Here is a 13,582-nt window from a genome sequence, read left to right on the forward strand (position 1 = left end):
CGCCGAACCATCGCACCGTAGGCTTTATGCAACTTGTTGTGCAAAGGAGTGCATCGTGGCCGTGGCCTACCCGAAGTTGTTTGAACCGCTGGACCTCGGCTTCACGGTCCTGCCCAACCGGGTGCTGATGGGGTCCATGCACGTTGGGCTCGAGGAACTGCCCGGCGGCTTCGAGCGCATGGCGGCCTTCTACGCCGAACGCGCGCGCGGCGGCGTCGGGCTGATCGTGACCGGCGGCTTCGCCCCCAACGCCGACGGCAGGCTGCAGCCCGGCGGTGCCATGATGACGACGGCGGAGGACGCCGCCCGCCACACGATCATCACCGGCGCGGTCCATGCCGCGGGAGGGCGGATTGCGCTTCAATTGCTGCACGCCGGACGTTACGCCGCGCATCCCGCACCGGTAGCGCCCAGCCCGCTGCAGGCTCCGATCAGCCCGTTTACGCCCCGCGGGCTCAGCGAGCCGGAGATCGGGCAAACCATCGAGGACTTCGCGAACGCGGCCGCGCTGGCCCGCGAAGCAGGCTACGACGGCGTGGAGATCATGGGGTCCGAGGGATACCTGATCAACGAGTTCATCGCCGCCCGCACCAACCAGCGGACCGACGGCTGGGGCGGCAGCTACCGCAACCGGATCCGCTTCCCGCTGGAGGTTGTCCGCCGGACCCGCGAGCGGGTGGGGGAGGATTTCATCATCATCTACCGCCTGTCCATGCTGGACCTGGTGGAAGGCGGGTCCAGCTTCGAGGAAGTCGCCGAACTGGCCCGCGGAGTCGAAGCCGCAGGGGCCACCATCATCAATACCGGCATCGGTTGGCACGAATCCCGGGTGCCCACCATCGCCACCTCGGTCCCACGTGCCGGTTTCTCCTGGGTCACCCGCCGGCTGATGGGCGCCGTCGGAATTCCGTTGGTAACCACCAACCGGATCAACAACCCGGATACCGCCGAACAGCTGCTGGCCGGCGGATACGCCGACATGGTGTCCATGGCCCGCCCGTTGCTCGCCGATCCGGCATTCGTGCTCAAGGCCTCGCGCGGACGGGCTGACGAGATCAATACCTGCATCGCCTGCAACCAGGCCTGCCTGGACCACACTTTCGTCGGCAAAACCACCTCCTGCCTGGTCAATCCGCAGGCCTGCCACGAGACAGAACTGCTGATCGCTCCCGCCCCCGAGCCCAAATCGCTGGCCGTGGTCGGGGCGGGGCCGGCGGGGCTGGCCTGTGCCGTCACCGCGGCCAGGCGCGGCCACCGGGTCACGCTCTTTGAAGCGGCGGACGGCATCGGCGGCCAGTTCAACCTGGCCAAGCAGATCCCGGGCAAGGAAGAGTTCCACGAGACCATCCGCTACTTCAGCCGCCAACTGGAGCTGCTCGGGGTCGAGGTGCGGCTGAACACCCGGGCCACGGCGGCCGCCCTGGCCGAGGGCGGGTTTGACGAGGTCGTCCTCGCCACCGGCGTGGTGCCCCGGCTTCCGGACCTGGACGGCGTGGACCACCCGAGCGTGCTCGGCTACCTGGACGTGCTGCGCGACCACCGGCAGCTGGGTGAAACTGTCGCAGTGCTGGGAGCCGGCGGCATCGGCTTCGACGTGAGCACGTACATCACCCAGGCCGGCCCCAGCGCCACCCTGGATCCGGACCGGTTCCGCGAGCACTGGGGAGTCGACGACGACCCGGAAGTGCGCGGCGGCCTGGCGGCGCCCCGGCCCGAACGCCCCGCCCGGAGCGTCTATCTGCTGCAGCGCAAGGAATTCAAGCTCGGAGCGGGACTGGGCAAGACGACCGGATGGATCCACCGGGCCGAGCTCAAGAGCCGCGGCGTGCAGATGATCCCTGCCGTTACCTACCGCAAGATCGACGACGACGGACTGCACCTGACCGTCGACGGCACCGACACGGTGCTCGCCGTCGACAACGTGGTGCTCTGCACCGGCCAGGAACCCCAGCGGGAGTTGCAGCAGGCGCTGGAAGCCGCGGGGCTGCCGGTCCACCTGGTCGGAGGCGCCGACGTGGCGGCCGAACTCGACGCCAAACGCGCCATCAACCAGGCGACCCGGCTGGCTGCGGCACTGTAACGGAACGAGCTGCCATGTCCTTGCCGCACGCCATCCTCACTGCCTTGCTGGAACGCCCCGGATCCGGGGCAGAACTGGCCCGCCGGTTCGACAAGTCGTTCGGTTTCTTCTGGCCGGCGACACACCAGCAGATTTACCGCGAGCTCGCCAAGCTGGAACAGCACGGCCTGGTCGAGTCGACCGGCCGCGACTCCAGCCGCGGGCGTGCCAAGGAGTACCAGGTCCTTGCCGTGGGCCGGGAGGAATTGCGGCGCTGGACCGACGAACAGCAGAACCCCCGCCCGGTCCGGGAGGAACTGATGATCCGCCTCCGCGCCTCCTCGGTGCTCGGAGACGTCCCGATCGCCGGCGAGATCGAGCGGCATCTGGGCCTGCACCGCACGCAGCTCGAGGCCTATCGCCAACTCGACCAGCGGGGCACCTGGACCGACGCCAACCGGCTGCAGCGGGCCGTGCTGCGGGCGGGCATCATGTTCGAGGAGGCCTGGATCGAGTGGGCCGAGCAGACCCTGCAAGGGGAGTAGGAACACGAACCGTCACACGGCGCCGGGCGCCGCTGTGCCAAAGGTCACCGCCCGTCGTCGTGCTCTCTGTCCTTGGCCAGCCGGAGCGTGCCGTACACTGGATACATCCCCCACTGTCGGTATTCCCTTAGTTCTGCGCGATAATGCCGTTTACGGTCTTGTCGAAGCGTCTGATTGTGTGTGGGCCCGCCTCTAAGCGGCGGGCAGTTTCATGTTTGGGAGCGCCGGCTAAAGAAAACGCCGCCAGGTCTCTCCGCAGCTTGCGGGTGGCCAGCGAAGCGGCGGAAAGCCCTGCCACGGGATTGGAATAGCGCCGGGCTTTGAGTCAGAGGACCGCGGACATTAATGTGCCGCGGCCACCGGTCCCCAGCTGAATACGAGGAACTGCCCCGTGTCCGAAAACACTGTTAATACCCTGCCCGAAAACACCGACGCCGCCCCGGCCGTCGAAGACGAGAACACCGTACTCTTTACCGACTTCGGCCTTGACGGCCGTGTCCTGGCAGCACTGACCGACGTCGGCTACGAGAAGCCGTCGCCCATCCAGGCCGCCACCATCCCCGTGCTGCTCGAAGGGCGCGACGTCGTCGGCCTGGCCCAGACCGGCACGGGCAAGACCGCGGCGTTTGCGGTTCCCGCCCTCTCCCGGATGGCCGAACTGCCGCCGACCAAGAACACCCAGATCCTGGTGCTGGCCCCCACCCGTGAACTGGCCCTGCAGGTGGCCGAGGCCTTCTCCTCCTATGCCGCACACATGGACGACTTCACCGTGCTGCCCGTCTACGGCGGCTCCGCGTACGGCCCCCAGCTGGCCGGCCTGCGCCGCGGCGCCCAAGTGGTTGTCGGTACCCCCGGCCGCGTGATCGACCACATCGAGAAGGGCTCGCTGGACCTGTCCGAACTCCAGTACCTGGTGCTGGACGAGGCCGACGAGATGCTGCGCATGGGCTTCGCCGAAGAGGTCGACCAGATCCTCTCCAAGACCCCGGAAAGCAAGCAGGTTGCCCTGTTCTCGGCGACCATGCCGACCGCCATCCGCCGGATCGCGAAGAAGTACCTGAAGGACCCGGCCGAGATCACGGTCAAGGCCAAGACCACCACGGGCACCAACACCCGCCAGCGCTACCTGCAGGTCATGGGCCCGCACAAGCTGGATGCCATGACCCGGATCCTGGAAGCCGAAGATTTCGACGGCGTCATCGCCTTCGTGCGCACCAAGATGGCTACCGAGGACCTCGCCGACAAGCTCAAGGCCCGCGGCTACCGGGCCGCCGCCATCAACGGCGACATCCCGCAGCAGCAGCGTGAGCGCACCGTCGAGGCCCTGCGCGACGGCAAGATCGACATCCTGGTCGCCACGGACGTTGCCGCCCGCGGGCTGGACGTCGAACGCATCACCCTCGTGGTCAACTACGACATCCCGCACGACACCGAGTCCTACGTGCACCGCATCGGCCGCACCGGCCGTGCGGGCCGCTCGGGCGACGCCATCCTGTTCATGACCCCGCGCGAGAAGTACCTGCTGCGGGCGATTGAGAAGGCCACCCGCCAGCCCGTCGAGCAGATGAACCTGCCCTCGGCCGAGACCATCAACAACCTGCGCATGAGCAAGTTCGCGGAACAGATCACCGAGACCCTGGCTTCCGAGGACGTCTCGATGTTCCGCGACCTGATCGCGAACTACGAGACCGAGCACGACGTGCCGGCCGCCGAAATTGCGGCCGCGCTGGCCGTCATGGCCCAGGGCGGACGTCCGCTGCTGGTCCAGGACCTGCCCGAAGCACCGAAGGGCCAGCGCGAGCGTGCCGGCGGCGGGCGCGACAGCATGAATTCGCGCGGCCCGTCCCGCACCCTGACCGAGGGCAACGCGACCTACCGGATCGCCGTGGGGCGCCGGAACCGCGTGATGCCCGGATCCATCGTCGGCGCCATCGCGAACGAGGGCGGCCTGTCCGCCGCGCAGATCGGCGGCATCGACATCCGCTCGGACCACTCGCTGGTTGAGCTGCCCGCGGACCTGAGCAAGGACCAGTTGCGCGCGCTGTCCAAGACCCGCATCGGCGGCGAGCTGATCCACCTGGAGCTGGATGGCGGCCGCAAGCCGCGCCGGGACCGCGACGACGTCGCCAGCGGACACCGCGGCGGCTTCCGCAGCGACCGGAGCGACCGGCCGTTCAAGAAGAAGTTCGACGGCGAGCGCCCCTACAAGAAGAAGTTTGAAGGGGACCGTCCGTACAAGAGCGACGGCGAACGCAGCTTCAGCGGCGACCGCAGCGACCGTGGATTCGGCGGGGAGCGCAGCGACCGTGGGTTTGGCGCCGCGCGCAAGCCGCGCCACACGCGCGACTGACCTGGGACCGGCTTCCAGCTAGTCATCCCCCTTCCGGGGCATCTGTCATGGACAGGTGCCCCGGAGGCATTTAACGGCCCCGCCCCTTCAAGCAGCGGGCCCGGACCCTTTCAACCAGTGGGCCGGGTGCCGGAGACCACCGTGGAGGCGTACTCCTCGGAACGGGCGATGGCCGGCACCAGTCCGCGTGCTTCGAAAACCCCGGCCGCTGCCTCCGCCTGCCGCTCGCTCGTTTCCACCAGGACGGATCCGCCCGGCGCGAGCCAGTCCGGTGCCCCCTCCGCGACCCGCCGCATGACCGCCAGGCCGTCGGAACCGCCGTCGAGCGCCCGCCATGCCTCATGGAGGCGGGCTTCGGGCGGCAGCAACGTGATCTCCTCCGTGGGCACGTAGGGGACGTTCGCGGTCAGCACGTCGACGCGGCCCCGCAAGGCCACGGGCAGCGCCGCGTACAGGTCGCCCGTGTGCACCTGTGCCGCCGGCAGGTTTGTCCGCGCGCACGCCACCGCCGCCGGATCCACATCTGCGGCGTGTAGTTCGGCGGGCCCGAGCAATCCACCCAGCGCCGCCCCCACGGCGCCCGAGCCACAGCACAAATCGACGACGACGCCGGTGGGCGCCGCGGCTAAAGCCGCAGCCTGCCGGACCAGGAACTCCGTCCTCCGCCGGGGGACGAAAACCCCGGGGGCCACGTAGATACGCAAGCCACAGAACCCGGCCCAACCCAGGACATGTTCCAGGGGCGCCCCGGCTTCCCGCTGTTCCACCCTGGCGGTAATGGCTTCCCGGGGACCGCCCTCGGCCAGCAGCAGGTCGGCCTCTTCCTCGGCAAAGACGCAGCCTGCGGCACGCAGCCGGGAGGCGATGTCGTCCCGGGCCAATGGCGGGGAAACCTGCACTGGGGGAAGTCCTTTCGAATGACGCCAGAGTACCCTCTCGTCCGCGTTCTCGTGGCCGCCTCGGTGTGATCTTGGCTGCAGTTTGTGCACCCGAAACGCCGCCGGAGACAAGCTGCCCGGCACGGTCCGCGGAGGAGACCGGCGTCGGGTGTGTGGCCTTCACCACGAGGCACGATTCCGATTTCATCCAGGGGCAAATTGCTGGTAATGTATTTCTCCGTTGCCCCCCTAGCTCAGTGGTAGAGCGCGTTCTTGGTAAGAACGAGGTCACCGGATCGATTCCGGTGGGGGGCTCTGAATGGCAAAGCCCGCGTCTGCGTCGCGAGACGCAGCGCGGGCGCTCCCATTCGTGGCGGTGTAGCTCAGCTGGTTAGAGCGCACGACTCATAATCGTGAGGTCCCCGGATCGAGTCCGGGCACCGCTACCAAGACCCTGAGGGGCCCGATCGGAACACCAGTTCCGGCCGGGCCCCTCGGCTGTTAAGACGCCCGCCGCTTACCCGAAACGCCGCCGGCGGCCGCAGCGGGTCAGGGGAGCTCTCACTTCCTTCACTAGAGTGGACGCCATGCCTGCCCTGTATCTCGCACACGGCATCGCCTGGACCTCCGCGGGCCCCCGGCTGCGCCTGGCAGCTCCGGACGGCACACCGGAAGACCTGCCCGTGACGCAGGGGTCGAGGCTGGGCTTCCGGGTGATGGACCCCCGGCGCTACTGCCTGGGCAGCCATCGGGTACTTTCTGCCGATGAGCGCACGCACGTGCCGTGCCGCCTGCAGGCTCCGGCGGAGCGGGGTCACCAATGTGTGAATTGCTTCCTCAACGACGACCTGCGCTTCATGCATGACAGCCACCGCAGCGGCCGGGCACCCGAGGGGCTGCTGGCCTACCTCGCCCAACCCCATTGGCTGTATGTGGCGACGTTCGCGAACGGCGCCAGCAAGGTGGGAACGGCGGCCCAGGTGCGGAAATCGTTACGGCTTGCTGAACAAGGCGCAGTGGTGGCCCGGTACGTCGCCCGGGCGCGCGACGGACGGGTGGTCCGGGTACTCGAGGACGCGGTCTCGGGAAATACCGCCCTGACGCAAGCCGTCCGCGGCGCCGCCAAGTTCGCCGGGCTGCTGACCCCGCTGCCGGTGGCCGAGGTGGACCGGCTCAACTCCGGCCACGCAGCGACGGTGCGCGAACTGCTGCCTGCCGTTCAGCTGGAGGGCTTCGACGTCGTCGACGAGCAATGGCAGGTTCCGGCGCTGGCGGCGCCGGTCTTGGCGCATGGCGTCAAAAGGGGCTACCCCGGCGGTTTTGCCTCGGGTGACCACGGGTTCATCGTGGAGGGCCTCCTGGGCAGTGTCGCGGCCGCGCGGCTTCAAGACGACGGGCCGCTCTTCCTGGTGGACCTGGGCGGGGTGAAGGGCCGCCGGATCGCAGTCGGCGACTATGTCTCCGAGCAGCCCCTCCTGCAGGAACAGTTGTTCTAGGCGAACGGGGCCAGGCGTTGCCCGCGCTTGGGCCCTGGGCCAGGGGCCCGGGCCTGGGCGCGCGCGGCTCCGCGGTTCGGCCGGTAGGGGGCGTGGCCGGTAACCTTGAGGTATGAATCCTTGGGACCTCGGCTCGCCGCTTTACCGCAAGCTGGTCATCTCTGCCATGGTGCTGATCGGCGTCGGGATCCTCCTGTCCGTCGTCGCCGCCTCGGCAAGCATCCAATGGCTGATCTGGACTGCACTGGCCGCCATCATCACGGGCCTGCTGACCCATCTGGCCGGGCTGCTGGTCCGGTTCCGTGACGCCCGGGCCCGGCAGGCAGCCGCCGGCCCACGGGGCACACCTCCAGCGAAGCGTCGATAGTCCCATCCACTCCATCTGAAGGAGATCCATGTCCGAGCATGCCGGGGTCAACCCCGACCTCGCCGGCCGCACCTACCCGGCCGGCCCCGCCTATACCGTAGGCCGCGAGAAGATCCGGGAGTTCGCTTCGGCGGTCAAGGCCACGCATCCAGCGCACTTCAACGTCGAAGCCGCACAGGAACTGGGCTACGGCGACCTGGTGGCTCCTCCCACCTTCGCGATCATCGTGGCCCAGCGCGCGGATGCCCGGCTGATCGAGGACCCTGACTCCGGCATCGATTTCTCCCGGGTGGTCCATGCGGACCAGCGGTTCGTGCACCACCGGCCGATCGTCGCCGGCGACGAACTGGTGGCCGAGCTGCACGTCGACCAGGTGCGCGCCATGGGCGGCGGGGCCATGATTACCACCCGTGCGGAAATCAGCACCCTCGCCGGCGAGAAAACGGCCACCACCACATCGTCGATCCTGGTGAGAGGGGAAGGCCAGTGAGCGTTGAACTGAACGAACTGACTGTTGGCCAGGACATCGGCTCGCGGAGCATTCAGGTTTCCCGCGCGGACCTCGTCAGGTACGCCGGAGCGTCCGGCGACTTCAATCCAATTCACTGGAACGGACGCTTCGCCGAGCAGGTGGGCCTCCCCGGCGTCATCGCCCACGGCATGTTCACCATGGGCGCCGCGGTGCAGCTGGTGACGGACTGGATCGGCAACCCGGCCGCCGTCGTCGACTACCAGACACGCTTCACCAAGCCGGTCCTCGTGGAGGACCTTGACGGACCCGGCGCCACGATCGAGGTCAGCGGTGCCATCGGGGCCGTCGACCAGGACAACGGCACGGCGCGCGTCGACCTGACCGTGACCGCTGCAGGCGTGAAAGTACTGGTCAAAGCCCAGGCGGTCGTCAGGATTTGGTAATCCACACCGCGCATACGGCGCATACCACCGCGCACACGGCGCTGGAGAGGCCCACACCGTGACCGAAACGATTCTTGCGCCGCTGACTACGGTCGGTGTGGGCGGACCCGCCCGGCGATTCATCGAGGCCGGCACAGAGTCCGAGATCATCGAGGCTATTCGCACCGCCGACGAGTCCGGAGACGACCTGCTCGTTATTGGCGGCGGATCCAATCTCGTGATTTCCGACGACGGTTACCCCGGCACCGTGGTGGGCATCGCCAACCGCGGCTACAGCGTCCGGGAGCATGATGGCGCCGTCGGACTGACGGTACAGGCGGGCCAGCCCTGGGACGAACTGGTAGCGCTGACGGTCGACAACGGATGGGCCGGGCTGGAAGCCCTCTCCGGCATCCCCGGGCTAACCGGGGCAACGCCGGTTCAGAACGTCGGCGCTTACGGGTCCGAGGTCTCGCAGACCATCGTTCGGGTCCGCACCTGGGATCGGAAGACTGGGTCTGTCCAGGAATTCGCGAACCGTGACCTCAAATTCGGCTACCGGGATTCGATCCTGAAACAGAGCACGTCCAATGGATCTCCGCGCTTCGTCGTGCTGGAAGTCGAGTTCCGCTTAGCCCTCAGCCGCCAGAGCCATCCCGTCCGTTACGCCGAGTTGGCACGCGTGCTTGGCGTTGATGTCGGAGGCGTGGCCAAAGCCGCCGACGTTCGCCGTGAGGTGCTTCGGCTCCGCGCTTCCAAGGGCATGGTCCACGATTTAGCCGACCGGGATACGTTCAGCACCGGCTCGTTCTTCACGAACCCCATAGTCGACATGGATATAGCGGAGAAACTGCCGGCGAACGCGCCACGCTGGCCCGCCGAGGACAAGGCCAAGCTGAGTGCTGCCTGGCTGATTGACCAAGCAGGCTTCTCGAAGGGCTTTGGACTTTCCGGAACGTCGAACGGTTCCCTCAGCGGCTACGACGTGGCGGGCGGCCGCGCCTCCCTATCGACCAAACACACGCTGGCGATTACCAATCGCGGGGGCGCCAGCGCCGAGGATATTCTGGCGATTGCACGGGCTGTCCGTGATGGAGTTGAACGGTCCTTCGGGATCCGGCTTCAGCCGGAGCCGCTTCTGATTGGCTGCAGTCTGTAGCTGCAGGCCTCCTGTTTGCCTGGCCTCCTGTTGGCCTGGTTTATGGTCCACGGCGGGTTGTGAGCGCTCGGGGGGCCGGACCGCGTGCCCGGTGCCGGCAGGAGGCGCGCGTCCTATGACTGCCCGAGCATCTCGGACATGAGGTTGTGGTTGGCTGCCGCAGGTTCCTGCCGCGTGAGGTGGGTAAAGTAGGCCGCTTTGCCTGCCAAGGCCATCAGGCCTCCGCGTTCGAAGGCTTCGCGCTGCAGCTGGGAGCCCGTGCCCCGGGTCAGGACCTGCTGGGACAGGAGCTTGATGCTGGTCTCGTCCCCCGCGTCGGCGAGGGCCTCCCGGGTGTGCTCGACGAGCATCGCGATCACAGTGCCGGCCGGGCAAGGAACGCCGGTGAGGGGATGCAGGAGATTACCGGCGACGCCCCAGCGGCTGGCTTGCCAAGCGGCCAGCCGGAGTATGGACGCCGGAACCGGTGCAGGGGGCAGCCCGGACCTCCACTCTCTCGCTGCCGTCTCCACCAGGGCCCTCGACAAACCGGCGATCAACACGGTATCGCCGGCCTGAAGGCAGACATCGGCGACCCGGATCTCGACCGTCGGGTGCTTGTGGGACAGCCGTGCGTCGAGATAAAGCATCGCGTGATCGAGTACGACGCCGCTGTCCAGGGCCTGCCTGAGCGAGCGGTGATAGGCGGCCGCCGAGCCGAATATTTCCGTTGGCCCGGTGCCCGGCCAGCGCAGCCAGGCCTGGGTCCTGTAACCGGCGTACCCCGTGTCGCGGCCGTGCCAGAACGGGGAGTTGCTGCTGAGGGCGGCGAGGACGGGAAGCCAAATCCGGATGCGGTCCAGCACAGCCACCCCTTCCTCCTCAGAATCCACACTGACGTGGACGTGGCAGCTGGAAGTCAAGGATTCTTCGGCGGTCAGCCCGAACTGTGCCCTCAGCGCCTGGACGCGGGCATCAGGCGCTGGATGCGGTGTGGCCGGGGACGGCGATGTGGCAAGCGCGACGGCCCTGGCTCCGGAGGCGCGGGCACAGGCGTCGGCCAAAGCTCTTCCGGCCAAAATTTCGGCTGCCAGATCGGACAAGGTGGAGCGCGGCGGGCCGATAACCTCGATCTGCTCCTGTTGGAGTTCGGTCGCGAGCGTCGGGCCGGTGGAGGGTGCGGCAGCGGCCGAGCCCGTCTGCCCGGGTTCCCGGCCTTCTGCCGCTGTGCGGCGGTACCGGTCCATCACGGCGGCCGCGCGCGGCACGGACAGTCCGGTGCCGGGGTCGACCAGCAGTAATTCCTCTTCGACACCGAATGTGCGCATGCAACCACCTTTCGCAGGGTCTTTGCCGATGACAACGGCCGGGATGTCTCTGCAAAGCCCGGCCCACCAAAAGAGTACGGGCGGGAACCATGGTGGTCCACAGCGGCAACTGTCACCGCCCCACAGTCCTATCGACCATCAACAGCGACAACCCCGCGCCGGGCGTCCAGGCCACGCCGTGGGGGAGGGCCTCGAACATTCGGAGTTGCGGTCCGGCGCGGCTGCCCCTATGGCAGGTCTTCCCGGGTGATCGCCGCACCAGTCTGCCGGGCGTCGACTTCCGGTGCTCCTGCTGGCCTTGGAGTGCGCTGTTGTTCAACGCGGCCCTTGGAACGTGCGGCGAGTTCGTCATGCCGGATCATGAACCGGATGATGCTCGGGCGAAGCGCACGGAGATTGACCAGACCGCTGCCGCAAAGCCAGCAGACCAGGCGGTAGCTGTGGTTCACCTGAACCAAACGGTCCGTACCGTGGTCCATCAGCCAATCGGGCGACAAGAACTCATGCATCGGTGGCAGCAGATATTCGGCGGGCAGTAGCCGTGCGAAGGCACCTTGCGGCTCAAAGCACTGTTCCAACTGGAGCATCATCCACCATTCTTCGGAGAGGTAGGCAGGACCGCAGGTTTCCAGAAAGCGCCGCAAGTGAGCCTCCAACCTGAGTGAACGGTCGGCTCGAATTGGTCTTATCTGACGTTGTTGGGCGAAGAAATCCTGGAGCGCATCGTCGATTCTTGCCTTGGGCCTCGCGTACCTTGTCACTATCGAATCCTTTTGATGTGGGTTTCGCTTCCGATCGCTTGGATCGATAGCGGGGTTTCTAGAACGGCGGTGCGCCGTCGTCCCACGGACCGTCCGTGACTCCGTCGCCGCCCGTGTCGCTTCCGGGACTGTTGGCTCCGTCGCTCGGGCTTTCTGTGGCATCTCCCTCGCCGCGGGTGTCGCCTCGGGGACTGTTGGCTCCGTCGTCCGGGCTTTCCGTGGCATTTCCTTCGCTGGGGGTCGAGGGGAGCGTGATTGTCCAGCCGTCGTCGGGGGTGGTGGCGTGGGTGTGGCCGGAGCGGGTGGTGAAGTGGAGGGTGCCGTCGGGGTCCTGGGTGACGGTGGTGCCGGGGTGGTGTTTGGTTTTGTGGTCGGGTTTGCATCTGGCGCTGAGGTTTTCGGGGACGGTTTTGCCGCCGTCTTCCCAGGCGATGGTGTGGTCGAGGTCGCAGTGCTCGGCGGGGACGGTGCAGCCGTAGTCGCGGCAGTGGCGGTCGCGCAGCCGGACGAGGCGTTTGAGCCATTCGGGCGGGTGGCGCAGGTCTTTGGCGGCGGCGATGGCTTGGCCGTGGTCGTCGGTGAGCACGGTCAGCCAGGATTTGGCCAGCGCGGCGAGGTCGCGGGTCATGTCGGGTGGGATCGGCCCGTATCCGGTGAGGTCGCCGGGTGCTTCGGCGAGCCGGAGCAACGTTTGCAGGGGCGCGGTGACGGCGACGGAGGCGGTCACGTTCCCGCCCCCGCAGGTACAGGGCCCTTGCCTTGCCATCCCGGTGGCTGCTGCTGCGGCTCCCGTCCCGGACCCGGCTCCCGTCCCGGACCCGGCCACCGTTCCGGAGTCGGTCGCCAATCCCGGGCCGGTTGTCGCTTGGTTGGCGGCCGTTTCGCCAGCGGCGGTTCCGGTGGTTGCGGCCGTGTCTGTGCCGGGCTGGTAGGCGCGGTCGGGGTAGCGGAGAAGCATGTCGGTGAACACGTCGGCGCGGAGTTGGCCCAGGGTGCGGGTTTCGTCGGCGGTCTGCAGTTTGCGGGCGTAGGCCTGCATGAGGTTGTAGGCGAGCAGGGCTTTGTCTGCGCTGGTGCGGATGTAGAGCTCGGCCATCCCGTCGTCCTGGGGCTGGTACTGGACGGTGCGGCGTTCCATCGCTGCTTTGTGCCGGGTTTCGAGGGGTTCGGGGTGCAGCCGGTCGCGGGCGGTGCGGGCCCGGGCCTGGACGGATTCCAGGGTGATGGTCCGGCGCCGGGAACAACCTTGGCCTCGTACCCTGCCAAGATCTCGGACGGCAGGCCGGCGCCTTTGCGGGCGATGGCGGTGGCGCGGTCCAGGTCGAGGTCGCCGTGGTCGAGGGCGGCGAGGGTGGCGGGCAGGCAGGTGGCGATCTGGTGGGCGTCGGCCAGTTCCGCTGCCGCGCGCTGGCGGGGCACGGCCAGGATGGGCGCGAGCTCGTGGGCGGCGTGCCGGCAGATCCCGTCCGGTGCCCCGGCGTCGGCTCCGGTGGCCGGGCGGAGCACCGCCATACGGTGCACGGCCCGCACCCTACGGGACTGGGTCCAGGCCTCGTGTTTGCGCACCGCCTGGAGGTAGTCGAGGGTCGACCAGTCGTCCAAGGTAGCCGGGTCGGTGCCCGCGAGCAGGCCGGCCAGTTCCGCCGGCCCCAGTTCCTGCCAGTCCGCTGCCCACCCCTGCCGCGCCGGTACCGAAACCGCGGAGGCGTCCGGAGAGTTTGTAAGCGCTGCGTCGCCCGTTGCTGGCCGCCCGGTGTCCGCGCAGC

At 68.0% G+C, this 13,582-nt stretch carries 12 protein-coding genes and 2 tRNA genes; 10 read left to right on the forward strand and 4 right to left on the reverse strand.

Going from position 1 to position 13,582, the window contains the following annotated elements:
• Positions 1 to 55 precede the first annotated feature (55 nt).
• The 3 genes from AC5RVS_RS06815 to AC5RVS_RS06825 all read left to right on the forward strand — a co-directional run bounded on the left by AC5RVS_RS06815 (position 56) and on the right by AC5RVS_RS06825 (position 4,954).
• Complete coding sequence (locus tag AC5RVS_RS06815) at positions 56 to 2,080, forward strand: FAD-dependent oxidoreductase (protein WP_494107608.1); 2,025 nt, start codon at positions 56 to 58, stop codon at positions 2,078 to 2,080.
• A gap of 14 nt (positions 2,081 to 2,094) precedes the next feature.
• Complete coding sequence (locus AC5RVS_RS06820) at positions 2,095 to 2,604, forward strand: PadR family transcriptional regulator (RefSeq protein ID WP_493989417.1); 510 nt, start codon at positions 2,095 to 2,097, stop codon at positions 2,602 to 2,604.
• 391 nt (positions 2,605 to 2,995) lie between these two features.
• A complete protein-coding gene (locus tag AC5RVS_RS06825) occupies positions 2,996 to 4,954 on the forward strand; it encodes a DEAD/DEAH box helicase (RefSeq protein ID WP_494107609.1) in 1,959 nt (652 codons plus the stop codon).
• Positions 4,955 to 5,064: 110 nt separating this feature from the next.
• Here the strand turns inward: AC5RVS_RS06825 and AC5RVS_RS06830 are convergent, their stop codons facing one another.
• A complete protein-coding gene (locus AC5RVS_RS06830; RefSeq protein WP_494107610.1) occupies positions 5,065 to 5,853 on the reverse strand; it encodes a putative protein N(5)-glutamine methyltransferase in 789 nt (262 codons plus the stop codon).
• A gap of 222 nt (positions 5,854 to 6,075) precedes the next feature.
• Here AC5RVS_RS06830 and AC5RVS_RS06835 point away from each other — a divergent pair.
• From AC5RVS_RS06835 to AC5RVS_RS06865, 7 genes are all read left to right on the forward strand, one after another.
• Positions 6,076 to 6,147 (forward strand) — tRNA-Thr (locus tag AC5RVS_RS06835).
• A gap of 57 nt (positions 6,148 to 6,204) precedes the next feature.
• Positions 6,205 to 6,281: transfer RNA gene (locus tag AC5RVS_RS06840), tRNA-Met, on the forward strand.
• Between the two features lie 138 nt (positions 6,282 to 6,419).
• Entirely contained in the window at positions 6,420 to 7,328 is a 909-nt protein-coding gene (locus tag AC5RVS_RS06845; protein WP_494107611.1) for a DUF2797 domain-containing protein, read from the forward strand.
• Positions 7,329 to 7,440: 112 nt separating this feature from the next.
• Positions 7,441 to 7,695, forward strand: a complete 255-nt coding sequence (locus tag AC5RVS_RS06850; protein WP_494107612.1) for a hypothetical protein — start codon at positions 7,441 to 7,443, stop codon at positions 7,693 to 7,695.
• 28 nt (positions 7,696 to 7,723) lie between these two features.
• Positions 7,724 to 8,185, forward strand: coding sequence for an FAS1-like dehydratase domain-containing protein (locus AC5RVS_RS06855; RefSeq protein WP_493989412.1), 462 nt, complete (start codon positions 7,724 to 7,726; stop codon positions 8,183 to 8,185).
• Positions 8,182 to 8,610, forward strand: coding sequence for a MaoC family dehydratase (locus AC5RVS_RS06860; RefSeq protein ID WP_493989411.1), 429 nt, complete (start codon positions 8,182 to 8,184; stop codon positions 8,608 to 8,610). The genes AC5RVS_RS06855 and AC5RVS_RS06860 overlap by 4 nt, the downstream gene beginning before the upstream one ends.
• Positions 8,611 to 8,668: 58 nt before the next feature.
• Positions 8,669 to 9,748, forward strand: coding sequence for a UDP-N-acetylmuramate dehydrogenase (locus tag AC5RVS_RS06865; protein ID WP_494107613.1), 1,080 nt, complete (start codon positions 8,669 to 8,671; stop codon positions 9,746 to 9,748).
• A gap of 113 nt (positions 9,749 to 9,861) precedes the next feature.
• Here AC5RVS_RS06865 and AC5RVS_RS06870 read toward each other — a convergent pair whose 3' ends face one another.
• The 3 genes from AC5RVS_RS06870 to AC5RVS_RS06880 form a co-directional block, all read right to left on the reverse strand.
• The gene (locus tag AC5RVS_RS06870) at positions 9,862 to 11,055 is read right to left on the reverse strand and encodes a carboxylate-amine ligase (RefSeq protein ID WP_494107614.1); all 1,194 of its coding nucleotides are present in this window, start codon (positions 11,053 to 11,055) and stop codon (positions 9,862 to 9,864) included.
• Positions 11,056 to 11,282: 227 nt separating this feature from the next.
• The gene (locus AC5RVS_RS06875) at positions 11,283 to 11,816 is read right to left on the reverse strand and encodes a hypothetical protein (protein ID WP_494107615.1); all 534 of its coding nucleotides are present in this window, start codon (positions 11,814 to 11,816) and stop codon (positions 11,283 to 11,285) included.
• A 58-nt stretch (positions 11,817 to 11,874) separates the two neighbouring features.
• Entirely contained in the window at positions 11,875 to 12,954 is a 1,080-nt protein-coding gene (locus AC5RVS_RS06880; RefSeq protein ID WP_494107616.1) for an HNH endonuclease signature motif containing protein, read from the reverse strand.
• Positions 12,955 to 13,582: the final 628 nt, after the last annotated feature.

The organism is Arthrobacter sp. Y3221048 (assembly GCF_059092685.1).